The 24,981-nt window shown below is 45.3% G+C and carries 22 protein-coding genes and 2 other RNA genes; 15 read left to right on the top strand and 9 right to left on the bottom strand.

Annotated elements, in window-relative coordinates:
- Positions 1–154: 154 nt before the first annotated feature.
- On the bottom strand, positions 155–1,333 hold the full coding sequence (locus E7L17_RS13745) for a DegT/DnrJ/EryC1/StrS family aminotransferase (protein WP_316323705.1): 1,179 nt from the start codon (positions 1,331–1,333) through the stop codon (positions 155–157).
- A gap of 447 nt (positions 1,334–1,780) precedes the next feature.
- Here E7L17_RS13745 and E7L17_RS13740 point away from each other — a divergent pair, with 447 nt between their 5' ends.
- From E7L17_RS13740 to E7L17_RS13715, 6 genes are all read left to right on the top strand, one after another.
- Complete coding sequence (locus E7L17_RS13740; protein ID WP_316323704.1) at positions 1,781–2,371, top strand: acyltransferase; 591 nt, start codon at positions 1,781–1,783, stop codon at positions 2,369–2,371.
- Positions 2,358–3,491 carry a DegT/DnrJ/EryC1/StrS family aminotransferase gene (locus E7L17_RS13735; RefSeq protein ID WP_316323703.1) on the top strand — a complete coding sequence of 378 codons (1,134 nt, stop codon included), beginning with the start codon at positions 2,358–2,360 and terminating at the stop codon, positions 3,489–3,491. Before E7L17_RS13740 ends, E7L17_RS13735 begins: the two co-directional genes overlap by 14 nt.
- 81 nt (positions 3,492–3,572) lie before the next feature.
- The gene (locus tag E7L17_RS13730) at positions 3,573–4,892 is read left to right on the top strand and encodes a nucleotide sugar dehydrogenase (RefSeq protein WP_316323702.1); all 1,320 of its coding nucleotides are present in this window, start codon (positions 3,573–3,575) and stop codon (positions 4,890–4,892) included.
- A gap of 172 nt (positions 4,893–5,064) precedes the next feature.
- The gene (locus tag E7L17_RS13725; protein ID WP_316323701.1) at positions 5,065–6,183 is read left to right on the top strand and encodes a Gfo/Idh/MocA family oxidoreductase; all 1,119 of its coding nucleotides are present in this window, start codon (positions 5,065–5,067) and stop codon (positions 6,181–6,183) included.
- Positions 6,180–7,262: a non-hydrolyzing UDP-N-acetylglucosamine 2-epimerase gene (wecB, locus tag E7L17_RS13720; RefSeq protein WP_316323700.1), complete on the top strand. Its 1,083-nt coding sequence runs from the start codon at positions 6,180–6,182 to the stop codon at positions 7,260–7,262. The genes E7L17_RS13725 and wecB overlap by 4 nt, the downstream gene beginning before the upstream one ends.
- A gap of 12 nt (positions 7,263–7,274) precedes the next feature.
- Complete coding sequence (locus E7L17_RS13715) at positions 7,275–8,510, top strand: glycosyltransferase family 4 protein (protein ID WP_316323699.1); 1,236 nt, start codon at positions 7,275–7,277, stop codon at positions 8,508–8,510.
- Between the two features lie 155 nt (positions 8,511–8,665).
- Here E7L17_RS13715 and E7L17_RS13710 read toward each other — a convergent pair whose 3' ends face one another.
- The 4 genes from E7L17_RS13710 to E7L17_RS13695 all read right to left on the bottom strand — a co-directional run bounded on the left by E7L17_RS13710 (position 8,666) and on the right by E7L17_RS13695 (position 16,110).
- On the bottom strand, positions 8,666–10,615 hold the full coding sequence (locus E7L17_RS13710) for a methyl-accepting chemotaxis protein (RefSeq protein ID WP_316323698.1): 1,950 nt from the start codon (positions 10,613–10,615) through the stop codon (positions 8,666–8,668).
- Between the two features lie 324 nt (positions 10,616–10,939).
- Positions 10,940–13,033 carry a methyl-accepting chemotaxis protein gene (locus tag E7L17_RS13705; RefSeq protein ID WP_316323697.1) on the bottom strand — a complete coding sequence of 698 codons (2,094 nt, stop codon included), beginning with the start codon at positions 13,031–13,033 and terminating at the stop codon, positions 10,940–10,942.
- A 249-nt stretch (positions 13,034–13,282) separates the two neighbouring features.
- Positions 13,283–15,214: a methyl-accepting chemotaxis protein gene (locus E7L17_RS13700; RefSeq protein WP_316323696.1), complete on the bottom strand. Its 1,932-nt coding sequence runs from the start codon at positions 15,212–15,214 to the stop codon at positions 13,283–13,285.
- A gap of 305 nt (positions 15,215–15,519) precedes the next feature.
- Complete coding sequence (locus E7L17_RS13695; RefSeq protein ID WP_316323695.1) at positions 15,520–16,110, bottom strand: uracil-DNA glycosylase; 591 nt, start codon at positions 16,108–16,110, stop codon at positions 15,520–15,522.
- Between the two features lie 331 nt (positions 16,111–16,441).
- Between E7L17_RS13695 and ffs the strand changes: the two genes are divergently transcribed.
- The 8 genes from ffs to E7L17_RS13655 all read left to right on the top strand — a co-directional run bounded on the left by ffs (position 16,442) and on the right by E7L17_RS13655 (position 23,034).
- Positions 16,442–16,542, top strand: an RNA gene (gene ffs / locus E7L17_RS13690) — signal recognition particle sRNA small type.
- Positions 16,543–16,627: 85 nt separating this feature from the next.
- A complete protein-coding gene (gene dnaX, locus E7L17_RS13685) occupies positions 16,628–18,388 on the top strand; it encodes a DNA polymerase III subunit gamma/tau (protein ID WP_316323694.1) in 1,761 nt (586 codons plus the stop codon).
- Positions 18,389–18,405: 17 nt separating this feature from the next.
- The gene (locus tag E7L17_RS13680) at positions 18,406–18,756 is read left to right on the top strand and encodes a YbaB/EbfC family nucleoid-associated protein (protein WP_085834166.1); all 351 of its coding nucleotides are present in this window, start codon (positions 18,406–18,408) and stop codon (positions 18,754–18,756) included.
- Between the two features lie 3 nt (positions 18,757–18,759).
- Entirely contained in the window at positions 18,760–19,359 is a 600-nt protein-coding gene (gene recR / locus E7L17_RS13675) for a recombination mediator RecR (protein WP_316323693.1), read from the top strand.
- 20 nt (positions 19,360–19,379) lie between these two features.
- Positions 19,380–19,850: an SsrA-binding protein SmpB gene (gene smpB / locus E7L17_RS13670; protein ID WP_085834168.1), complete on the top strand. Its 471-nt coding sequence runs from the start codon at positions 19,380–19,382 to the stop codon at positions 19,848–19,850.
- Positions 19,851–19,882: 32 nt separating this feature from the next.
- Positions 19,883–20,232: a transfer-messenger RNA gene (gene ssrA / locus E7L17_RS13665) on the top strand.
- 187 nt (positions 20,233–20,419) lie between these two features.
- On the top strand, positions 20,420–21,307 hold the full coding sequence (locus E7L17_RS13660; RefSeq protein WP_316323692.1) for a hypothetical protein: 888 nt from the start codon (positions 20,420–20,422) through the stop codon (positions 21,305–21,307).
- A 29-nt stretch (positions 21,308–21,336) separates the two neighbouring features.
- The gene (locus E7L17_RS13655; RefSeq protein WP_316323691.1) at positions 21,337–23,034 is read left to right on the top strand and encodes an RNA-directed DNA polymerase; all 1,698 of its coding nucleotides are present in this window, start codon (positions 21,337–21,339) and stop codon (positions 23,032–23,034) included.
- Between the two features lie 96 nt (positions 23,035–23,130).
- Here the strand turns inward: E7L17_RS13655 and E7L17_RS13650 are convergent, their stop codons facing one another.
- Both E7L17_RS13650 and E7L17_RS13645 read right to left on the bottom strand, forming a co-directional pair.
- On the bottom strand, positions 23,131–23,298 hold the full coding sequence (locus tag E7L17_RS13650; RefSeq protein WP_316323690.1) for a hypothetical protein: 168 nt from the start codon (positions 23,296–23,298) through the stop codon (positions 23,131–23,133).
- On the bottom strand, positions 23,285–23,611 hold the full coding sequence (locus E7L17_RS13645; RefSeq protein ID WP_316323689.1) for a hypothetical protein: 327 nt from the start codon (positions 23,609–23,611) through the stop codon (positions 23,285–23,287). The genes E7L17_RS13650 and E7L17_RS13645 overlap by 14 nt, the downstream gene beginning before the upstream one ends.
- A gap of 277 nt (positions 23,612–23,888) precedes the next feature.
- On the opposite strand from E7L17_RS13645, the gene E7L17_RS13640 reads away from it, so the two are divergent.
- Complete coding sequence (locus tag E7L17_RS13640) at positions 23,889–24,311, top strand: RNHCP domain-containing protein (RefSeq protein WP_316323688.1); 423 nt, start codon at positions 23,889–23,891, stop codon at positions 24,309–24,311.
- Between the two features lie 60 nt (positions 24,312–24,371).
- Here E7L17_RS13640 and E7L17_RS13635 read toward each other — a convergent pair whose 3' ends face one another.
- Both E7L17_RS13635 and E7L17_RS13630 read right to left on the bottom strand, forming a co-directional pair.
- Complete coding sequence (locus E7L17_RS13635) at positions 24,372–24,515, bottom strand: hypothetical protein (RefSeq protein WP_187138335.1); 144 nt, start codon at positions 24,513–24,515, stop codon at positions 24,372–24,374.
- 122 nt (positions 24,516–24,637) lie between these two features.
- Positions 24,638–24,826, bottom strand: a complete 189-nt coding sequence (locus E7L17_RS13630; RefSeq protein WP_316323687.1) for a hypothetical protein — start codon at positions 24,824–24,826, stop codon at positions 24,638–24,640.
- Positions 24,827–24,981: the final 155 nt, after the last annotated feature.

Below are 24,981 nucleotides of genomic sequence, written 5' to 3'. Positions count from 1 at the left end.
GACCGCATGCTTATTCTACAACAAAGGGAGTTTTTTTGTCCTTTTCAACGCTAAAGCTTTTTTCGCTCCACCGGCACAGCCGGTGGTTGTTTGAACAAACCAAAAACCGCCTGTTTATAAAACATAAACAGGCGGTTTTTCAATCGCATTTTACTTATTTATGGTACTTAGCAGCAATATCCGCAACCGCATCAATAATATACTGTACCTGCTCATCGGTCAGGCCGGGGTAGAGCGGCAAAGATAAGCAGCGCTCAAAATGCTTCTGCGTATTCGGGAAGTCTTCGGGCTTATAACCGTAGCGCTTGGTATAAGCAGACATATTATGCACCGGAATAAAGTGAACACTGGTGCCTATATTGCGTGCATTCAGCTCGGTAATAAACTGGTCACGATCAATGGTGAGCACCTCCGGCACAATGCGAAGCACATACAAGTGCCAACAGTGCGTGGTGTACTCCGGAACAAACGGCTCCTCAATCGCATCCATTGCGCCGAACGCTTCTTGGTAACGAGCGGCAATCTTTAGGCGAGCCTCCTGCATTTCTTCCAGACGGCGCAGCTGTACCAGACCCAAAGCGGCCTGCATATCAAACATATTATTTTTGTAGCCAAACTCAGCAATATCATATTTCCAAGTGCCGCCTTTGGCATATCGGTTCCAAGCATTCTGGCTCATACCGCTGTTTGAGAACATGCGTGCTTTTACCGCTGTTTCCTCATCATCGGTTACCAGCATGCCGCCGTCACCCGTGCACAAGTTCTTTGTTGCATAAAAACTGTAACAAGCGGCGCCTTTCAGCGAGTTGCCAATCAGTCTGCCTTTATAACGGCTCCAAAGAGCATGAGCAGCATCTTCTGAAACAAATAGATTGTGTTTCTCTGCAATATCGTAAATACGGTCAAGGTCGCACACCTGCCCGCTGTAATGCACAGGAACAATTGCCTTCGTTTTCGAAGTAATCTTCTTTTCAATCTCATCGGGGTCAATACAGGTAGTGTGGTAATCAATATCTGCTAAAACGGGGGTAGCCCCCAAGTGAACAATTGTATTTGCAGTAGCCACATAGGTCATCGGTGTGGTGATTACTTCATCCCCCGGGCCGATTCCCTGTGCCGCCAGTGCCATATGAAGAGCCGCTGTACAGGAGTTCATTGCAACAGCGTATTTTGCACCCAAATACTCCGCAAACTGTTTTTCAAACTGCATGGTACGAGGGCCTTTGGCAAGCCAGCCGGATTTCAGCGTGGCAACCACTTCATCAATCTCTGCCTCTGTAATGTCTGGGACATTATAGGGAATAAATGTATCGCGGCTAACAAACTCGCTCATAACTGTTCCTTTCCCCTGCTTAGGCACTCACCGGATCGGCCGAGCAGGAATGAATACGCAAAATATCCGGTTTTCTACAATTTACTAGACGAAAGTTATTGTTTATGATAATACGAACGGAAATTCTTGTCAATATGAATCCACGGTATTGCAGATTGAAACGATTGACTCTGGTAAATAATAGCGATATAATAACTTGACGGTATTAGAAAAAGAGCGTATGGATGCCTGATGAGCTTGGGTTTGAGAGCCCCCCACAGTTTAGAGCTCACAGCAGGTTGTTCCTTTTGCCCGTTCTTTCGGTTTGTATTAAGGTTGAGAATAAACCGAAAGAATGCCGAAAACAGAGAAAAAGAGAAAATCGGAAACCGTGCGCAAAATTCGGCAGCTGCGTGCGAACTACCCGGCTATTTCTATTTTGCTGCCGAAGAATGGCGGTTACTCACAGTGAGCGAGAAAAATTTTTATGTACATGAAAGTGCTTTCGCAGATGACGGCTGTCTTGTTGGAGAAGGAAGTAAGATTTGGCACTTTAGCCATATTTCCTCCGGTTGCCAAATTGGCAAGGGCTGCACATTAGGGCAAAACGTATTCATTGCCCCTGGTGTAACCGTAGGCGATCACTGCAAAATTCAAAATAATGTTTCTATTTATGAGGGCGTAGAGCTTGGCGATTATGTTTTCTGCGGCCCCTCTATGGTATTTACAAACGTACCGCGCCCACGCTGCAAATACCCGCAGCGCGGTACTGAGTTTTACGTTCGCACACCGGTAGGCGAAGGCGCCAGCATCGGCGCTAATGCAACGATTGTGTGCGGGCACAGTATTGGCGCACACGCGTTTATTGCCGCAGGCAGCGTGGTTACAAAAGACGTTCCTGCGCACGCTATTATGATGGGCAGCCCCGCTCGGCAGCGCGGCTGGGCATGCGAATGTGGCGAAACGCTGGAGGAAGCTCTGCACTGCCCCAAATGCGGCAGGCAGTACACACAAACGCCGGAAGGCCTGAAGGAGGAACAATCACATGCAGAAAATTGAATTCAACGACTTGTCGGCCCAGTACCGCAGCCTAAAACAGGAAATTGACGCGGGAATTGCAAAGGTTTTGGAAGAATGCCACTTTATCTCCGGCCCTCAGGTAGAAGAATTGGAGCAAGAGCTTTGCAAATACGTTGGGCGCAAGTACTGCGTTAGCGTTTCAAACGGAACCGACGCACTGCAAATGCCGTTGATGGCTTGGGGCGTAGGCGCAGGCGACGCTATTTTCGTACCTGCCTTCACCTTTGTGGCAACCGCCGAGGTAGCCAGCCTGATGGGTGCAACCCCCATCTTCTGCGATGTAAAAGAAGATACCTTTAACCTTGACCCCGCTTCTCTGCGCCAGCAAATTGAGCGCGTAAAAGCAGAAGGAAAGCTCAACCCCAAGGTTGTTATTCCGGTTGACCTTTTTGGCCAAACTGCTGATTATAATGAAATTGAAGCCATTTGCAAGGAATTCGGTCTTTGGATGATGGAAGACGCCGCGCAGGGCTTTGGTGGTATTTACAATGGCCGCAAGGCATGCGCATTTGGTGATGTTTCTGCTACCAGCTTCTTCCCGGCAAAGCCTTTGGGCTGCTACGGGGATGGCGGTGCTATCTTTACCGATGATAAAGAAATGTACGACCTGCTGGTTTCCATTCGTGTACACGGTAAGGGAAGCTTTAAGTACGATAACGTTCGTGTCGGCCTGAATGCCCGCCTCGATACTTTGCAGGCTGCCATTCTTCTGCCGAAGCTTCGCGCTTTCGATACAGAAAACGAAACCAGAAACAAAGCAGCAAAGCTGTACACCTCTCTTCTCAAAGATAAATTCGATGTTCCGGTCGTTCCGGAAAACTATGTGTCGAGCTGGGCACAATATACCATCAAGGCAAAAACCACGGAAGAGCGTGACCGCCTGATGAAAGGCCTTGCAGAAAAGGGAATTCCTACTATGGTTTATTACCCCAAGGCTCTGCACCTGCAAAAGGTTTATGAAGAGTACGGCAACAAAGAGGGCGATTTCCCGGTGAGTGAAAGCCTGAGCAAGCGCGTTTTCAGCCTGCCCATGCACGGCTATATCACCCCAGAAATTGTCACCTATGTAGCTGAAGCGCTCAACGCACTGGCAGAATAATTTATTTACACGCAACGGCGGAGTGTTCCGCCTGAAGTATAAAAGTGAAAGAAATGCAAACAAAAAGGTAGGTAACAAACTATGTCAAATCGCAAGACGGAGCTTCTTTCCAAAATAGAAAGTAAAACCGCCACAGTAGGTATTATTGGGTTAGGCTATGTCGGCCTGCCCCTCGCTGTGGAAATCGCCAAGGCCGGCTACAAAACCATCGGCTTCGACGTTCAGGAGCAGAAGGTGGAGCAGGTTAACCGCGCGCATAACTATATTGGCGACGTGGTAGACAGCGCTTTGGAGGATGTGGTAAAAAGCGGCAAGCTTTCCGCCACCAGCGATTTCTCCTTTATTAGCAACGTAGACTGCGTTGCCATTTGCGTACCCACTCCGCTTGATCAATACCAGCAGCCCGACATCAGCTATGTGAAGGGCTCCACAGAATCCGTTTCAAAATACCTGCATGCCGGTATGCTGATTGTTCTGGAATCCACCACATACCCCGGCACAACAGAAGAGCTGTTAAAGCCCATTTTGGAGGAAAGCGGCCTCGTGTGCGGAGAAGACTTCTTCCTTGCGTTTTCTCCCGAGCGTGTTGACCCCGGTAACAAGCAGTACAAAACCAAAAACACCCCCAAGGTTGTGGGCGGCGTAGGCAAAGACAGCACCGAGGTTGCCGCTGCTTTGTACCGCAACGTTCTTGAGGGCGGTGTTTATGAGGTTGACTCCCCTGCTGTTGCAGAAATGGAGAAGCTGCTTGAAAACACCTACCGCAACATCAACATTGGCCTTGCCAATGAAATGGCGATTATTTGCAATCGCATGGGCATTAATGTGTGGGATGTAATCGACGCTGCGAAAACAAAGCCCTATGGCTTCCAGGCGTTTTATCCCGGCCCGGGCCTTGGTGGTCACTGCATTCCGCTTGACCCCTTCTACCTCACTTGGAAAGCTCGCGAGTTTGATTACCACACCCGCTTGATTGAAACCTCTGGCGAAATCAATACCGCTATGCCCGAATACGTAGTAGACCGTGCGATGAAGGTTCTAAACCGGAATAAAACCGCAATGAACGGTGCACGTGTTCTGATATTGGGCGTTGCCTATAAGAACGATATTGACGACTACCGTGAGTCCCCCGCTCTGAATGTGATTGACCATTTGCTGGAGCAGGGTGCAGACGCAGTTTTCTTTGACCCCTATATTTCGGAATATAAGCACAAGGGCAAGACTCACAAAGGTCTTACCGAGCTGACAGACGACGAGCTGAAAAATGCCGATATTGTTATCGTTTGCACCGCTCACGAGTGCTTTGATTACAACCGGATTCAGTCTCTCTCCAAAGCGATTTTCGATACCAGAAACGCAATGAAGGGCGTAGAAAACAGAAGCAACATTGAGCTTCTGTAATATGGTTCCTGTAATTTAAACAGCATTTCCCCTGTTAAAATGGTGAAAATAAGCCCGCTCACGGCTTGGCTGTTTTCTGTAAAAAAACAAGGCAAGGAGCGCCGGCGGGGCCAGCGCTCTTTGCTGCGTAAGAAACTAAAATATTGGATGTAAAATGAAGGATGGGAACGTTATGAAAAAACTGAATTTCCTGCTGATTGGCTGCGGAAGAATCTCGAAAAACCACATTGATGCAGCAGCGGAAAACGATGGACTTATGGAACTTGTAGCCGTATGTGACCTCATTCAGGAACGGGCAGAACAAAAGGCAGACAGCCTGCAAGAAAAAACCAGTAAGCGCCCTGCCGTTTACACCGATTATAAAAAGGCACTCGAAGAGCAAGAAATTGACTGCTGCTCCATTGCCACCGAAAGCGGCTACCATGCTGAAATTGCGCTGGACTGCCTGCGCCGCGGCAAGCACGTTTTGGTAGAAAAGCCGATGGCACTTTCTACTCACGACGCACAGCTCATGATTCAAGAAGCCAACTCCCGTGGCCTGAAGCTAGCTGTTTGCCACCAGAATCGCTTTAACGCTCCGGTTCAAGAGCTTCACCATGCGGTAGAGGCAAACCGCTTCGGGAAGCTGGTAAACGGTACTGCCCGCATTTTGTGGAACCGCTCCATGCCTTATTACGAGCAGGCTCCGTGGCGCGGTACTTGGGAACAGGACGGCGGCACACTGATGAACCAGTGCATTCATAACATTGACCTGCTGCAATGGAACCTTGGTGGTGAGCCGGAAACGATTATGGCAATGACCGGCAACTACCTGCGCGACATTCACGCGGAGGACTTTGGCGCCATCATTATTCGCTTTAAAAACGGTGCAATTGGGTTGGTTGAGGGCACCGCTTGCGTGTACCCCAAGAATCTGGAAGAAACCCTTTCCATCTTCGGTGAAACCGGTGCGGTTGTTATTGGCGGCCTTGCGGTAAACCGTGTAGAAACCTGGAATTTCTCTGCTCCCGCCGCACAGGACGAAGCGGTATCTGCCATGGCAGGAACAGACCCCACCGATGTATATGGCCATGGCCACAATGCGCTGTACGCCAATTATATAGAAGCAATTAACAACAACACACAGCCGCTTGTTAGCGGAACCGAGGGCATTAAGGCTCTCAAGATTATTTTAGCGGCTTATAAATCCCAAAAAACGGGACAGGCTGTTGGGTTTGATGATTTGGAATTCTCTACTCTCGATATGAGCGACAGCGACGTGCGCTACCGTTCAGAGGAGGCCGCCCAGTGAAGATCGTAACGATTGTTGGCGCAAGACCGCAGTTCATTAAGGCTTCTGTGGTGTCTGCCGCGCTGGCACCCGCATGTGAAGAAATTATTGTGCACACCGGGCAGCACTACGACCACAATATGTCTGACGTATTTTTTGAAGAGCTTTCTATTCCTCGTCCCAAATACAATTTGGGAGTTGGCTCTGGCTCACACGGCAAACAAACCGGTGAAATGCTGATGCATATTGAAGAAGTTCTTCTGGAAGAAAAACCGGATGTTCTTCTTGTTTATGGCGACACCAACTCCACACTGGCCGGAGCTTTGGCGGCTTCCAAGCTGCACATTCCCGTAGCGCATGTAGAAGCTGGTTTGCGCTCCTATAACCGCCGCATGCCGGAGGAGCAGAACCGTGTACTCACCGATCATATCTCCACTTGGCTGTTCTGCCCTACTCAAACAGCGGCAGACAATCTCAAAATTGAGGGAGTCACTGCAGGCGTTTCCATTACGGGAGACGTTATGCTCGATTCAGTTCTGCATTTTCTGAAGCTAGCAAAAGTTAACCCGGAGAAATCGGCAATCTATGAAAAGCTTGGCATTACTCCCAAGGGGTATCGTTTGGCCACGCTTCATAGAGCAGAAACAACAGATGGCGGCCTGCCGACTCTGGTTCGTATCTTCCGTGCATTTGAGCAGCTTCCTGAGCCTGTGGTTCTACCGATTCACCCCCGTACCCGTTCGTTAGCGGAAGAAGCCATCTCGAAAGAAGGCTTTCGCAACATCCGCCTAATTGACCCAGTCGGTTATCTCGAAATGCTCCTTCTAACCAGCGGAGCAAAGCAGGTAATGACGGATTCCGGCGGCTTGCAGAAAGAAGCATGGTTTATGGAGGTTCCCTGCGTTACTTTGCGTCAGGAGACCGAATGGGTGGAAACGCTGGTTGGCAACTGGAACATTCTTGCAAAGCTTGAAACCGAGGATATTCTTGAGAAAGCACTACACACCATTCCAGACCCCGCAGCACGCGGACTGATGCCGTTTGGAGACGGCGCAGCCAGCGAGAAAATTGCGGCGGCACTTCTCACACAAAACAACTAAGGAGGCTGCGGCATGAACATCATTTTGTCCAATCACTACGCCGGAACCGGCAAAAGCATGGAATACCGACCGTATTTCATGACAAAACGCTGGGTACGGCAGGGGCACCAGGTCACAATTGTGGCCTCCTCCTATTCCCACCTGCGCGGCGATAATCCCGACCCGGAGGGTAGACCCTACTGGGTAGAAATGATCGACGGCATTCGTTATTTTTGGATTACCGGGCCGGAATACCACGGTAACGGAATGGGGCGCATAAAAAACATGCTCTCTTTTTTCCGTGGGCTTTCTACCTTTGAGAGCGAGATTACTCAAACCGGTATGCCAGATGCGATTATTGCCTCTTCCACCTACCCGCTTGAGATTTACCCGTTGCGTAAAATGGCAAACAAGCATGGCGCAAAGCTGATTTACGAGGTGCACGACCTATGGCCGCTCAGCCCAATGGAGCTGGGAGGAATTCCCAAATATCACCCGTACATTATGCTGATGCAGGCGGCGGAGAATTACTGCTATAAGCATTGCGATACCATCGTTTCTATTTTGCCGAATGCGCAGGAGCACATGATTGAGCACGGCATGCGGCCGGATAAATTTGTGTGCATTCCCAACGGAATTGTAAAAGAGGATTGGGAAAACGCTGAAACCGGTACGCACGTGTATGCAGAAAAGCTGACCCGTTACCACGAGGAAGGTTATTTTTTGATTGGCTATACCGGAGCACATGGCGTAGCCAACGCACTCGACAGCTACTTGGAAGCCGGAGAGCTGCTGCGCGATAAAAAAATAAAGCTGCTGCTGGTTGGCCAAGGGCCGGAACGTGATCGCCTGATTCAAAAAATTAAGGATCTGGAGCTAAGCGACGTGGTAGAAGCTTTGCCCGCCGTGAAGCGCGATGAGGTTCCCGGTTTACTGGAGCAGATGGATGCTCTGTATGTTGGCTTGCAGCGTCAGCCGCTGTTCCGTTTTGGTGTAAGCCCCAATAAGCTGATGGACTACATGATGGCGGCAAAACCAGTCATCTTTGCAATTGAAGCGGGTAACGACATGGTTGCCGACGCAAGATGCGGCATTTCCATTCCGCCGGAAGACCCAGCCGAGATTGCGCGCGCCGCACAGATTCTTGCCTCTACTCCCAAAGCAGAACTAGAGGTTATGGGCAAACGCGGGCAAGACTATATTTTAAAGCACCACGAATACGATGTGCTTTCGAACCGTTTTCTGGAGGTTCTTGCCGAACCAAAATAAAAAGGTTATACCCCACTTATCCCCTGCCTATGGCAGGGGATTTTTATTTTGATTTTTTGTTTTACTTATCAAATATTAAAAAGCCGCCCTGCTCTCTTAATAAAGAAGCAGGGCGGTTTTTATATCATGTTTTTAAACTTATGACTTTGTAAATATTAGAAATTAAAGTCTGCGAACGGGTCTACATCAGCCTCTGGAATCTGGTTTACGGCCTCGGCCTGCTCCTGCGCAGATTTGCCCATGCCAACCACCGCTAGATTCGTTTGTGTCCCCAACTCAATAACGGTTTGAATGGAGCCGGAGACTTCCTCCACAGCTGAAACACCCAACTCTACCGTATGGTTCGATTTTGCGAGCAGCTCTGCGGTACGTTTTACTGCTTCCGCAGATTTTGCCGCCAAGTTACGAACCTCATCGGCTACTACGGCAAAGCCCTTACCCGCCGCACCGGCTCTCGCCGCTTCAATAGCGGCATTCAGTGCCAGAATATTGGTCTGGAATGCAATGTCTTCAATGGCACGAGTGATTCCCATAATGGTTGCAGAGGAATCGCTGATGTCGCGCATATGGCCTTCTAGCATTGCCACACTTTTGCTGATGGACTGGAACTTCTGGTTCGACTGCTCATACACAACCACCGTATTCTCTGCATTCTTGGCATTCTCTCTCGCTGAATCATCAATACGGGCAATCATGGAGGAAAGCTCTTCAATGGATGCTGCCTGCTGTGTTGCACCGGCTGCCAAAGCCTGTGCCGCGCTCGAAACCTGCTCTGCACCAGAATTTACCTGTGCTGCAATTTCATCTATGGAAGAAAGGGTCGAACCGAGTGAGGAGGAAATATCGAGCAAGGCTTTTTTAACCGGTGCAAACTCCCCTGCATACTCCTGCTGTAAATGAATCCTCATATCTCCGTCAGCCATTGTTTCCAGCGTGCTGGCAATCTCTTGAATATAACCTCTGTAATTGGAAAGCTGAGACACCGTTCGGCTGAACGCATCTCCCAAACGCCCAATCTCATCCTGGCTTTTTACAACGATTTCAACATCCAAATTCCCATCGGCTATCTGGTTAGCGGTAACCGTCAGCTTACGCAAGGGGGCAATCAGCCTTCTGGAAATAAGGATTAACAAAATTAAAATGGCGCCTAATGCAATGCCAAAGCTGATTATAAGTACCCAGCGAACTGCGTTAAACTCCTGATAATACTCTTGGTTTGGTAGCCCAGTGGCGACCATCCAGCCGGTATCCCCTACTGCACAGGTATAGCCATGGCTTTCTATTCCGTGAGAGGTGTACTGTACTGATCCCACCGTCTTGTTTTGAAAATTCTTTATAATCGAATCTGTTAATTCGGTCTTTGAAATATTCTGGTTCAGGTAATCATCTTTCGGGTGAGAGACGATATTACCATCGGCAGATACCAAAATATAATATCCCTCTTTACCGATTTTAAAATTACGTACTGCCTCACTCAAATTGGTTAATGTTAGGTCAAGCCCAACCGCACCAATGATTTGCGATGTTCCTTTTTTATAAACCGGCGAAGCAATGGTTACAACCTGCTGTTTTGTATTAATATCCTCATAAGGTTCCGTTAAGGTAACGCCATTCTTCTCCTGCATTTGAATAAACCATGGGCGTTCGGCAGTTTTGTAGTTCTTGTTATTACCACCATTTGTGTTAATGCTTTGTTCTGCATCCAAATCTGCAATAAAAATAGAAAGTATGTTTTTATCGCTACCACGCATGTTCTGCATCGTCTGGTACAAGTTTGCAAACTTTGCATCATCACTCATGTAATGGGTTTTGCTTGATTCTGTCATCATTTGCTGTAAATCTGCATTTTGGGAAAGTCTGCTTGAAATTTGCGAATACTGCATTAAAAACTGTTCTACTTGGTACGATGCACTTTCCGATTTTGCCTGAAGCTCGTTTTCCGTTAAGCGACTTACTGAGGAGCCCACTAAGCTTAGCAAAATTGCCCCTATAATTGCATAAGAAAGTAGTACTGGTACGCCAATAAAGGCCATCATTCGAGCTCCCAAGCTCTGAAACCCTATCTTTGCCGTGCTTTTGGTTTCCGTTTGATTTTCTCTTTTCATTTCTTGTTCCCTTTCAAACTTTCATTCACTTTTAAACAGAAACGCACTTACTGACGCTCTATTCAAAAGCGCTATACAGATAGCTGCCAATTCTATCCGTATCCTCTGGTATGTATATCGGTTGGTCAATTGTAAAAATTTAATAAAAAACATAGATTTAATTTATGATTTTTTCCTTATGGAATTATGAAGTCGCCAAATATCTCCATATATCCCCATTATTTGCAATTGCTAATCTACGTATTATCAAGAAAAAAGCCGTATCTTCCAGTGGGAAGATACGGCTTTTTTACTTATGCTTACGTTTCATTTGATTATTGATTTTTAAAGAATTTCTCCCAGCTCAAAATTGGACTGCGCTTCTCCCATAGGCGAAAAGGGAGACTCTTCCGCTTCATGAAGTTGGAACTTGCGAATTTCATGGTGCAGTATTTCCGACTGATTGGAAAGCTCGGCACTGGAAGCGGAGCTTTCTTCCGCTGTGGCAGCATTGGTTTGCACCACGGCAGAAATTTGAGACAAGCCCTCTGAAATTTGATTCACAGCTTCCGCCTGCTCCTGTGCCGATTTGCCCATGCCCACCACCGCTTGATTGGTTTGGGTTCCCAACTCAATCACTGTTTGAATGGAGCCAGAGACTTCATCCACTGCGGATACACCCTGCTCAACCGCCAAGTTCGATTTAGCGAGCAGCTCTGCCGTACGTTTTACCGCTTCCGCAGATTTTGCCGCCAGATTTCGAACCTCATCCGCCACTACGGCAAAGCCCTTACCAGCTGCACCGGCTCTCGCCGCTTCAATGGCGGCATTGAGAGCCAGAATGTTGGTTTGGAATGCAATGTCTTCAATCGCACGGGTGATTCCCATGATGGTTACAGAGGACTCGCTGATGTCGCGCATATGCTCTTGCAGCATCTTCACACTTCTGCTGATGGACTGGAATTTCTGGGTCGACTGCTCAAACACAACAACTGTATTTTCTGCATTTTTGGCATTCTCTCGCGCTGAGCTATCAATGTGAGAAATCATGGAGGAAAGCTCCTCAATGGAAGCCGCCTGCTGTGTTGCACCGGCGGCCAGTGCCTGCGCTCCACTCGAAACCTGCTCCGCACCGGAATTCACCTGCGCCGCTACTTCGTCAATAAACGAGAGAGTATTCCGCAGTGAATCCGAAATACCAAGCAACGCCGTTTTTACAGGGACAAACTCGCCTACATACTCATACTGCAGGTGAATGCGCATATCTCCCTTAGCCATGGTATCCAGCGTAGTGCTAATCTCTTGAATATATCCCCGGTAGTCACGAAGCTGCGCAATCATGCGTTCAAACGCCTGCGCGAGCTGGCCGGTTTCATCTTGAGATTTTACAGAGATTGATACATTCAAATTACCTTCCGCTACCTCGCTCGCCGCTTTCTCCAGCAGCTTAATGGGAGCTACCAATCGGCTCGAAATAAGCAGAATCATCAGCAGTACCAGCATCATAGATACCAGCATTACAATTTCCCAAATCCAAACAAGCTGATTAAAATTTTCGAAGAACTCTGCATCCGGTAGGCCGGTTGCTACCATCCAGCCGGTATCGCCGACCGAAGAGAGGTACCCGTAGCTGTGTGTGCTTGCGGAGGTGTAGTCTAAAAGCCCCTCCGTTTTTTCTGAAACAGCATTTTTAAAATTCTGTGAGAAAGCAACATCCGCTAATTCTTTCCCCAGATTTTCTTTGTCTGGGTGAAAAATCATTTGCCCGCCGGATGAGATTAATACATAAAACCCGGTTTTACCAAGCTTATAGCTTTGCATATCTTCGCTTAAATTATCAAGGATTAAATCGAGGCCAACTGCACCGATGATATCATTGGTGTTTTCGCGAAACACAGGAGTAACAATGGAAACTACATGCTTTTTTGCCGTCAGGTCTTCATACGGGTCCGTCATGGTCATTCCACCGCGTTGCTTCATCTCTATAAACCAAGGGCGTTCCGAGGCCGGGTAATCATTCTCAACAGAATCTTTGGAGTCAACGTATTGCATTGCATCAACGTCTGCAAGCCAAAGCGCCAGAATATTGTCGTCATTGCCAACCATATTCTTCATGGTTGCATTCAAATTCTGAAACTCTGGGTATTGCTCCATGGACTGCCCTTTACCCGTGCTGCTCATCATCTTTTGTATGGCAACATTTTTTGAAAACTCACCCGGCAAAGACATGTACTGCTGAAAGAAGTTTTCAATTTGCCTGGAAGCCGCTATGGAATCGGACGCCAACTGCTGATTGGTCAATTGGCTAATGTTATTCCTTACAAGCATTAATATAACAGAACCCACAATTAGATAAGAGAGCATCACTGGTATTCCAACAAATAAAATGATCTTACTGCGTAAGCTTTTTCTACGTTCATTTGTATTTTTTCTGATCACACGATATCCCCCATTCTTTTACCCAGATTGTATTCGTCTGCTTTTGAGAGGGAATTTGCCAGCAGACATCAAATTACTCCGGGCACATAAAGGGTATATCGGCTACTAAAATGGAATCTTTATTCAAAAACGGCAGAACATGGTGAAGAAAATATTGTAATAATTTGTAGAAAATGCTCAACTTTATGTCGTTATCCGTATATATAATGCTAAATTAGAATTAAATCTTTCTATATTCCTGAGTGGAAATTAGAAATCAAAGTCTCTTTCTGCGGCGAAATCCAATGGTGACTCTTCCGCAATCTGGTTTACGGCCTCGGCCTGCTCCTGCGCAGATTTGCCCATGCCAACCACCGCTAGATTCGTTTGTGTCCCCAACTCAATAACGGTTTGAATGGAACCAGAAACCTCATTGACCGCTGAAACACCCAACTCTACCGTTTGGTTCGATTTTGCAAGCAGCTCTGCCGTGCGTTTTACCGCTTCCGCAGATTTTGCAGCCAAATTGCGAACCTCATCGGCTACTACGGCAAAGCCCTTACCAGCCGCACCGGCTCTCGCCGCTTCAATGGCAGCATTCAGTGCCAGAATATTGGTCTGGAACGCGATGTCTTCAATGGCACGAGTAATTCCCATAATGGTTGCAGAGGAATCGCTGATGTCTCGCATATGGCCTTCCAGCATTTGTACACTTTTGCTGATAGACTGGAACTTCTGGTTCGACTGCTCAAATACAGCAACCGTATTCTCTGAGTTTTTGGCATTTTCTCTTGCCGAATCATCAATATGGGCAATCATAGAGGAAAGCTCCTCCACGCTCGCGGCCTGCTGTGTTGCACCGGCTGCCAGCGCCTGCGCCGCACTCGATACCTGCTCCGCACCGGAATGAACCTGAGCCGCCACTTGATCAATAAACGAAAGGGTATTGCGCAGTGAATCGGATATACCCAGTAGTGCCGTTTTTACGGGTGCAAATTCGCCCACGTATTCCTGCTGCAAATGAATGCGCATATCGCCCTTCGCCATAGTGTCTAAGGCACTCGTAATCTCTTGAATATAATCACGGTAATCGCGAAGCTGTGCAATCATACGCTCAAAGGCTTGGGCGAGCTGTCCGGTTTCATCTTGAGATTTTACAGAGACCATCACATTCAGGTTGCCCTCTGCCACCTCACTTGCCGCTTTCTCTAGGAGCTTAATGGGTGCTACCAAACGGCTTGAAATAAGCAATATCATTAATAGTACAAGACTCATCGAAACAAGCATGACCACGCCCCAAATCCACACAAGCTTGTTAAAGTTAGCATAGAATTCTGCGTCCGGCAGACCGGTAGCAAGCGTCCAGCCCGTATCACCTACCGGGGAAAGATAGCCGTGTGTTTTTACCTCACCGGAGAGATACTCAACAAGGCCTTCTGTATGAGTTGTTGTTGCTTTCTTAAAATTCTCAGACAAATTTACATCTGCAATGCCTTTATTTATGTTATCGTGAACAGGGTGGTAAATGACCTGCCCCCCTGCCGAAACCAAAATGTAAAAGCCCGTATCGCCCAGCTTATAGGTACCTATACTCTTTTCTAAGCTATCCAAAACCAAATCGAGTCCAATTGCGCCAATTATTTCGCTTGTATTTGCTTTTAATACCGGAGTTACAATGGAAACCACCTGTTTTTTGGTAGTAAAATCTTCGTACGGGTCCGTCATGGTTAGGCCGCCCCGTTCCTTCATTTGTAAAAACCATGGCCGTTCGGATGTTGGGTAGTTTTTCGAGTTTTGTCCATTTGAATCAACATACTGCTTTGCATCTACATCTGCCATCCACAAAGAAAGAATGTTTTCGTCTTTCCCTGCCATGCTTTTCATCGTTTCATTCAGGCTGGAAAATTGTGCGGCTTGCTCCAGCGCCTGCCCCTGACCGGTAGCCGTCATCATCTTTGCTATTTCAACATTCTTTGAGAACTGGCTCGGCATAGCCATATACTGCTGAAAAAAGTTCTCAATTTGCCGTGATGCCGCCTTGGAATCGGAGGCCAACTGCTGATTGGTCAACTGGTTCACATTATCTCTTACAATCATTAATATAACAGAACCAACAATCAAGTAAGATAAAATGACCGGAATGCCAACGAATAAAATGATTTTCCCTCGCAGGCTTTTCTTACGTTTCAATTTCTCATTCACGCTGCATACCCCCTATTTTCATCTGTTGAAGTACGACGGCTCCCACAAGTTATTCCGTCAATTTTTCACCCTCACAGATGCTTACACGATATATCGGCTTAATAAAGAAAATCATTATTAAATATCAGCAAAATATCGAGAGAGAATATGATGATAATTTTGAATTTTTTTGTAGAAAACGTGCGATTTTGTGATGAATAACCCTTTTCTTAGAAAACTGGTGAAAATTTCCAGCTGTAATGGGGTGAAAAAAGGGTCGGTACTGCAATATAGTACCGACCCTTTTCAATCACTTTGTTTTTATTTTAGAATGGAAGATCTCCCGGAGCAGGAGCAAGGTGAAGTTCATCCAGCTTTTTACGCAGCTTTAAAAAGTCTTCAAATGCAGCGGGTTTGTTGTTTGGGTTGCGCAGCAATGCCGCCGGGTGCAGCGTTGCCATCATCAAAACGCCGTTTCGCTCGTAAAACTCACCATGCTCTTTGGTTATCTTCATATCTGGCTTTATTAGCTTCATCGCCGCTACACGCCCCAAACACACAATAATTTTGGGGCGAACCAACGCAACCTGGCTGCGCAGCCAAGGCAGGCAGGCGTCCTGCTCCTTTGCCTCTGGGTCACGGTTTTTGGGCGGGCGGCATTTTACTATATTCGCAATAAAAATATTGGTGTGGCGGTCGAGGTCTACTGCTGCAAGCATTTTATCCAGTAGCTGCCCCCCACGCCCTACAAAGGGTTCCCCCTTTAAATCCTCATTTTCACCCGGGCCCTCTCCAATAAACATCACGTCTGCATTGCGGTTGCCCACACCAAACACTACATTGGTGCGTGTCTCACACAACCCACATTTTTGGCACTGCAAACACGCAGGCTCTAGTTCTTCCCATGTCATTTTCATCTCGTCCTCCATGAAGGCTTTTATTTTCAAGCTTTATTCAAACTGAAACTTAGAATATCTTTTTCTATAACTCGCTTTTTACCTGCCATACCATGCAGATACTGCTTACGCTTAAAGCGTTCTCTTGCTCCGTTAAAGTGATTCAATTATAACACAAAAGCCTTATTATCGGTTGCAAAAATTTCTTACACCTGTTAAAATAGTAGCGAAAACGGAACATGCTGCTTGTGAATCATAGAAAAGTGTTGTTTTTTTTTCAAAAATCGTTTATAATATTTTAGTTAGCTTATGATAAAGCAAGGCAGAATTACGTGCAATAGGATATGCGGGCGGGCGGGCTCTGTACGGCTGGCCGCCGTGAACCATGTCAGGCGGGGAACCGAGCAGCATTAAGCGGATTGGCTGGTGCGATGCAGGTTGTGTCTGTTCGTCCGCATATCCTATTGCATGTATCGTCAATTGGGGCGAACTGTCTTGCTTTCGGTTTATTAGCGCAAAGGCAGGTGGACTCATCCCAATGTACCAGGTTTTATACCGAAAATGGCGGCCTCGGCAGTTTTCAGATGTTGTAGGGCAGCCGCAGGTTACGTCCACACTAAAAAACGAGCTGATTTCCGGCCGTTTGGCTCATGCGTATTTATTTACCGGCTCAAGGGGAACTGGTAAAACCACCTGTGCCAAAATATTGGCCAAGGCGGTAAACTGCCTAAGCCCCAAAGACGGCGACCCTTGCGGCGAATGCGATATTTGCCGTGGGCTCGACAACGGCTCTGTTTTGGATGTTGTTGAGATTGACGCCGCCAGCAATAACGGTGTAGAAAATATTCGTTCCCTTCGGGAAGAAGCCAACTTCACACCGGCAGCCGCAAAATACCGAGTTTACATTATTGACGAGGTTCACATGCTTTCCATTGGTGCATTCAATGCACTGCTCAAAACGCTGGAAGAGCCGCCGGAACACGTCATCTTTATTTTAGCTACCACTGAGGTGCATAAGCTCCCTGCAACCATTCTTTCTCGCTGCCAGCGGTTTGATTTTCGCAGGATTGCACCGGCGGATATTGCAGACCGACTTACCTACATTGCGGGCGAAGAAAACGCAAGCATTGAACCGCAGGCTGCACTTCTCTTGGCCAGATTAGCCGACGGCGCATTGCGTGATGCTCTTTCTCTGCTCGACCAATGCCTTGGGCGCAGCCGCAACGTAACGGTAGATACCGTTACCCAAACAGCAGGCTTGGCAGGCCGCGAGCACCTGTTCCGCTTGGCAGATGCCATTACCGGAAAAGATGCTGCCGCCGCTCTTCTTGTGATAGACGAGCTGTACACCTCCTCAAAGGATATGGCAAGGCTTTGTGAAGAGCTTTCGGGTTATTTTCGCGGATTAATGCTGCTGAAAACCATGAAGGATGCTAGAGATATTCTTGCGGTTCCCGAAGAGGAATACCAAGCGATGTCATCACGGGCGCTACCCACTCCTTTGCCGGTCATTCTGCATTGTTTGGATACCATGCAGGAAACGTTGGAGAAAATGTTCCGTGGTGGAAACCGCCGAATTGAAATGGAAATGGCCGTACTTCGGCTTTGCTCCCCGGAATTGGATTCCGGCACCGATGCACTGGTTCGGCGAATCGCCGCACTGGAGAAAAAAGGAGTTTCGGCTCCTGCTCCTGCCGTTCGGCAGGAATCCGTGTCTCCTCCTGTTGTTGCTGCGGCTCCGGCTGTTACAGCTCCACTTCCTACCCCGGCTTCACCCGTGGTACAAAAGCAGGAGAAAAACGATGCACCACCGTGGTTGGAAGAGCCACCCCCTGCTCCTTATGAGCCGGAGGTACTTACGCCCCCCTCTTACCCTGAAGTGATGGCGGAACTGGAGGTACAAGCTCCAAGCACACCCTCACAGCCGACAAGAGAACCGGGTACTCCTCTTTCACTGGAGGATTTGCAAGCAACCGCCCAACCGCTTGACATTTGGCCGGAAATTTTGCAGACGATGAAAGACTATTCCAGAGTAGTTGCCGCCTCGTTTGCAGGCTCTAACGCATATGTAAGCGGGGATTATGTTTTAATTGACGCACCAAGCCCCACCGCACTTGAGCTGCTTCGCAGACCCACTCAGCGAGATAAAATGCGAGATGCGATCAAGCAGGTAACTGGGCGTACCTATAAATTGGGACCTTATAAGAAGACCCAAGCAGAACAACAAACGGAACAAGACCCGCTGAAAGCTTTGGCTGAAAACGCTGCGGCGGCGGGTATCCCAGTAATTCAACAATAACGGGAGGTTTTTTAGATATGAAAGCAAGATTACCGGAAGGCTACGGCAAAGGCGGAGCCGCAAACTTACAGCAAATTGCACGCCAGGCACAGAAGCTGCAAGAAGAAATGGATAACGCTACCACGGAGCTGGAAGCAAAAGAGTACACCGCTACCTCTGGCGGAAACGCCGTAGAGGTTGTTGTAACCGGCAAAATGGAAGTAAAATCGATTACCATTAAACCCGAGGTCGTAGACCCCGAGGATGTGGAGATGCTCTCCGACTTGATTATGGCTGCAACCAACGAGGCACTTCGCGCTGCTGTTACCGACAAAAACGAGCGCATGGAATCCCTTTCCGGCGGACTCAACGTACCCGGTATATTTTAATCCATGCCCGCGTATTATGTAGCGCCGCTGGCACGGCTGATTGAGCAGTTTGAACGACTGCCCGGGATTGGCCATAAAAGCGCCCAGCGACTTGCTTATTATGTTCTTGGCCTCTCCAAAGAGGATACGGAGCAGTTTACCAAAGCAATTAGCGAAGCGCACGAGAAAATTCATTACTGCAAAGACTGCTGCAACCTTACCGACCAAGAGCTTTGCCCGGTTTGCCGCAGCGGCGGGCGAGATCACTCCATTATTTGCGTGGTGGAAGACCCGCGAGATGTATTTGCGTTGGAGCGCACCAATGAGTTTAAGGGACTTTACCATGTACTGCATGGTGCAATCTCCCCTCTGAATGGTGTAGGCCCCGAACAGCTTTGCATTAAAGAGTTACTCGCCCGCATGAACGACGAAGTGAAAGAAATCATTATGGCTACCAACCCCACCGTAGAAGGTGAGGCCACCGCTATGTACCTTTCACGCCTGCTCAAGCCCTTGGGCATTACCGTAACACGTTTGGCCTACGGCATTCCCGTTGGCGGCGATTTGGAATACGCCGACGAGATTACCCTAACCCGTGCAATGGAAGGCCGCAGAGAAATTTAAATGTTAGGAGGCTTTTTTGTATGGCCGGAAAAGTAGCAACCAAAACTATCGCTCAAAACAAAAAAGCCTTTCATGATTACTTTGTGGAAGAAAGCATGGAGGCCGGCATTGAACTGACGGGAACTGAAGTAAAATCCCTTCGCCAAGGGCGCGTAAACCTGAAGGATGCTTGGTGCTCGGTCATAAATGGCGAACTTCTTATCAACGGCATGCACATTAGCCCGTATGAGCAAGGGAATATTTTTAACAAAGACCCGCTTCGTGTACGACGCCTGTTAATGCACAAACGTGAAATCATGCGGTTGTTTGGGCTGGTCAAGCAGGATGGCTACTCCCTGATTCCCATTTCACTGTATTTTAAAGGCTCTATGGTAAAAGTACAGGTTGGTCTTTGTAAGGGCAAAAAGCTATACGACAAACGGCAAGACCTAGCAGAGAAAGCTGCAAAACGAGACATTGAACGTGCTATGAAAGACAAAAACAGGGCATAATACCAGAAGAAACCCTTATTCAATTTTTATATGGGGATGTAATGGTTTCGACGGGGGTTGTGAGCCTAAGTAAGCGAGTAGCGGCGCGGATCCGCTTTAAAAGCCGCAAACTTAAAATTAAACAACAACAATAAAGTTGCTTTAGCAGCCTAATTTAGGCTGCTCGTTCTTACCGGGAGTACCGCGGCCTGGATAAGAGCGTCATTTAGCGGTGAACATGAACCGGGCTACGCCTTTAACCCGGTCATGGATCAAAGGCTACTAAAGCACAGAGCCTGCCGACGGGCGCTGTGTGGAGGGAATGTAAAAACACCGGCTACACTCGTAGAAAGCTTTGGTAGGCGGTCTTCGGACAGGGGTTCAATTCCCCTCATCTCCACCAAATGGACATTACACGAACACTTATTATTTTAAAGGCGGCTTTGCCGTTACGGTGTGGATGTAATACCAAACAGAAAAGCAGCAGTTAAGGTAGAAATGCCTTGACTGCTGCTTTTTTGTTCAATCGTGAAAAATATTGCTTCAATCCAAAATATAGAGTATGATGATATTTAAGAGGTAAAGAGAATATGGAACAAAATGTATTTTTCCCAATATATAAACAATTAGAAAAAGAATTTATCGAGCTTAGTTATTTCATTACTTTTGATAAGAGGCAATTAAGTGTTTACTCCATTAAAATAGCTGACTTAATTTTAAGGTCAGTATCAGAATGTGAAAATATTATTAAGGAATTATGTAAAAAGGAAGGAATAAAATTTTACGATAAAAATCATCACATAAAGAAGATGATATATTTTCAAGAATATTTTGAAAAAATTGATTCACTTTATAATCTCAGCGACAAATTTGTTTCTGTTTGCTTAGATAATTGTGCTCCAAACACATTTGATGAAAAGTTAATTCCTTTTCGAAAAGATATTGAAATCAAAAAAAGTGCTTCAACACGAAAAATATGGTCTTGGTATAACGCTTATAATAAAATCAAACATGACCGCGTTAAACATTTTAAGCAAGCAAATATAAATAATCTTGTTTTATCTTTAGCTGCTTTATTTCTATTAAATGTATATTACAAAGATCAGAAATTTTATTCGGAAGACAATTATAATATTGAGCCTATTGGGGCGAAAATCAAAGAATTTTCAAACATATTTGAAGTTGATTTCGCTATGGATGTGAGTGAAATGGTTACAAAAGCTGATACTTATAATGATACTTTTTTTCACCCATTAACTTATTGGGAAGTTGCTCGCAATTCATCTACATATATTTTATATTATGATAAACAAATAAAGACCGACGCGGATAAAGGATCAGATTTAATGGATAAACTTGAATCTTCAGTTTACATTCGCGCTGAAGATGGAGCGCTTAAAAGAAAGTATGATTCTTATAAATTCACCGACCATACCACTAAATGTGCGTTAGTAGCATTATTAAACAAATTGTATTGAATATAACTCATTTTGGGGGGGAATTAATTATGTTCAAGCTTGAAAATATTTTAGCGAATGAGTACTTTCCACAAGAATTGCCACCGTGTTTTAATAGTGAAATGATTGCTGAAAATGTAGAAGATATAAGAAAATGGATTACAAGTTGTAATCCTAAACAGTCCATCCCACTAATTTATAGCGGATATAAGAGCGAAAATTCCAGACGGCGTTTTGCTGTTCCTAATATTTTTCATTATTTCAAAGCGGCCTGTTGCATAGTTGACTATAGTCAAGAGATTATTGATATTACTTCATCAAGTCATGCATCGCTTTCTGCTCCGATAGATAAGCCTGCTGAAACGAATAGACCATATTGTAAGAAATCAAATTCAATACAAGATACGAAAAAGGAAATAGAAAGTTTATATCAGAATAATATGTATTGCTGTAAGCTAGATATAGAATCGTTTTTCGATAGTGTATATACTCACACTATTTCGTGGGCGATGCATACACAAAAAGTCGCAAAAAAAAGCAAAGAAGAAACCCTCATAGGTGGTCAATTAGACATAGCGGTTCGAGCAATGAATTATAGTCAAACTAATGGAGTTTTAGTCGGTAATGCCATATCCAGAATTATTTCAGAAATAATATTATGCACCGTAGATAAAGAAATACAAAAACAATTTCCAAACCTAAAATATCGGCGATTTGTAGATGATTATACTATTTTTCTTGAAGATGCCTCAGAAATACAGCATGTTATATCCTTTGTTCGTAATCAGCTAGGCAAATTTGAACTTGCATTAAATGAAAATAAAATTGAAATAACCCAAAGCCCTTTCTTATATGGGAAAATGTGGGTCGAAGAAATAAAATTATTTTTGCATTTAGATAGTGAAGTATTCTTAAATAAGGCAATATCTTTGTTTTCTCAATATAAAGACATCAGTATTTTAAGATATGCATTAACGGTAATTTCATTTCATGATATAAAGAAAGATGAATGGAGTCATATTGAATCAAAAATATTAAATTTATGGGTTCGTTTTCCATCCTTGGCTGACTTAATACTCGAGATTTTATTTGACAAAAAAGATTATTTACATAAATCAAATGTTAAAGAAGCAATTTATGCAGTACTAAATCGTTGTATTCCATTAAGTCAAGACCAAGAAGTTATCTGGGCAGTATGGTTTGCTAAAGTTTTTTCTGTCCAGTTGAATAAGCAATATGTGATAAAAGTTCTAGAATCTAGCAATCAATTGGCTAAAATCATTCTTTTAGATATGATTTCTTTAAATATTATTGAAAAATCTGCTGATGTTGTAAATGCACTGGAAGATTTAGTGAATCAATTATATGATAGTGATTTAGATGAAAATCAAAATCCTGGAAATTTAATGTGGACTGAAAATTGGCTCCTGGCATATGAAGCGGATTTAAATAAGTGGTTAAATAGTGAAAATAAAGATTTTAATCCACCAAGGAACAATGTGTTCTTTAAATGTTTAATAAAAAAGAGGATTAAATTTTATAATACTTCATTTTCCTATTTACCCAAACAAAAGAAAACATTGCAGTATGTTACTAGAGATGAATTCTATACTTATGTAAAAAAGGTTAACCAATTTTTATTAAGGGGAACCGGTTCTAAAGAAATAGATAATGAGATGCTTATTGATGTAAAAAACTTGCAGAAAGAATTAATTGAGAAGATTGAATCCAAAGCCTTTAATTACTAAACTCAAAACAAGTTCATTCTCACTAGCAGTTATGGCGTGGCTGTATTGTCAATAGAAAAAACAGCAGTTAAGAAAAATCTTATCTGCTGTTATTGTTTACTTATCTTTGTTATGCTTTAGTTTCCATTCCTGAAATTCTCGTTGCCCTTCTTCGCTTGCGTAAAACTTGCGAATTTCCGGGAGAAGAAAACGGGCGAAGGATTCTATAACGGACTGCGGCAGTTCCACATCATAAGGCTTTTGTTGCTCCTTAGGTTTTTCCATCACCTATCCCCCTCTCTGTGAAAGGGCAATCCCTTGTGTCCTTGATTTCCGTCCTGCCATCCAACACCTTTTGGCGTGGTGCAAAATATTCCTGTGTGGTCATTTCATCATACTGGTTAATGCCGGTAAAATGCACCACCTTGTGAATACGGCGTATAAAGGCGTTCCAGACCGTAGGAGTATCCAAGCGCACATTGGCATATTGGTATTCCAACGGAATGTTGCTGATGATGTACGCCTTTGAATAGCACGCCACACGGTTTGCATACCGGCAGGGTAGCATAAGCGGGTAGCCATCAAGGAAATTGTTCATATCATTACGCTTGTCGAGAGTTTTTCCTCGATTTATTCTAGAAATAAATGTCGAAAAAATTATCTTTTCTTTTTTCAAGCCTTGTGTTATGATTTGGGTATTCCCAGATGCTTCATTTTCTGGGTCTGTAATCACATTTTACAAACATGAAAAAGAAGGAGACTATTTTTTGAAACTGTTTAATTCTATGGATATAGTTGTAAACCGGGAGGTTTGCGACTAATTGTATCCGCATTCCTCCCAAAAGGAACAATTCACTTTTTGGAGGAGTTCATTCATGAACCGTGAAAATAAACGCAAGCAATACGAAAAAGGGTATTTAAAAACACACGCCTGCAATGATGTATTTACCTGCAAGGTTTGCGGCCGTGAGGTTGTACCCACCGGAGCGGGAAGTAACCACCGCAACCATTGCCCCAATTGCCTTTCAAGCCTGCATTTGGATGTTGAGCCGGGCGACCGAAGCTCTGACTGCGGCGGGATTATGGAACCCGTAGCCGTTTGGGTACGCAAAGGCGGCGAATGGGCCATTATTCACCGATGCCGGCGCTGCGGGGAGTTTTCATCGAACCGTGTTGCGGCAGATGATAACCCGATGAAGCTGATGAGCATCGCTATGAAGCCGTTATGCGAGCCCCCCTTCCCAATTGAAAGAGTGGAAGAAATGGTTCGGCAAATGGGTGGAGACGGCAGCTATTAAACTAAAAAAAACAGCGTTCTTACTTTTTTGTAAGGACGCTGTTTTTCTGCCCGTAAACCCTTATTTACCGTCTACGATTTCCTGCAAGCATCGCATTAAGTCGTTCATGGTGTATAGCTTTACATCACGACCAAGAATCTCATTTTTTAAATCAATGGACAGAGATTCAAACTTCGGCTTAATTTTAGGGTCAATATAAGACATACCATCACCTCAAAGCTAGTGTGCGCAAACGGTTTGCCTTTATGAAGGCATTCTCTTATTTTCACACATAATATCTAATCTTTAACATTTTAAACTTCTTCTGATTCATGAAGAGAAAGCTATTACGCCTGGTTTAAATTATTTACATATGAGCGCATTTCTTGTTTGGAAGAAACCTGCTTTGCCCCTATGATAAAAGAGTCCTGTGCGGCTGGTGGCATAGCAGTAAACTGGCTTAAAGCGTCCAAGTTTTCAGTAAGTGCCATTCGCAAGCCTGCCGGCATTTCATGATTGTTCTTTTGAAAATTCAAGTAAAATCACCTCAGTGATTAGTGTTTGCAAGGAATGTCTGATTATCAAACAAAAATATACGAGCTATAAAAATCGAACCGTAATAAATCTTTTTATACATACAAAAAACGTACTTTCCATGGAATAGACAAGCTAAAATAAAGACTGCCAATTT

Origin of the sequence: Clostridium sp. (assembly GCF_032576335.1) — a bacterium.
In the GTDB taxonomy this organism is placed as follows: Bacteria; Bacillota; Clostridia; order Oscillospirales; family Acutalibacteraceae; genus Faecalispora.
The sequence above is the reverse complement of the archived record's forward strand: the minus strand, read 5'-3'. Positions and strand labels throughout refer to the sequence as shown.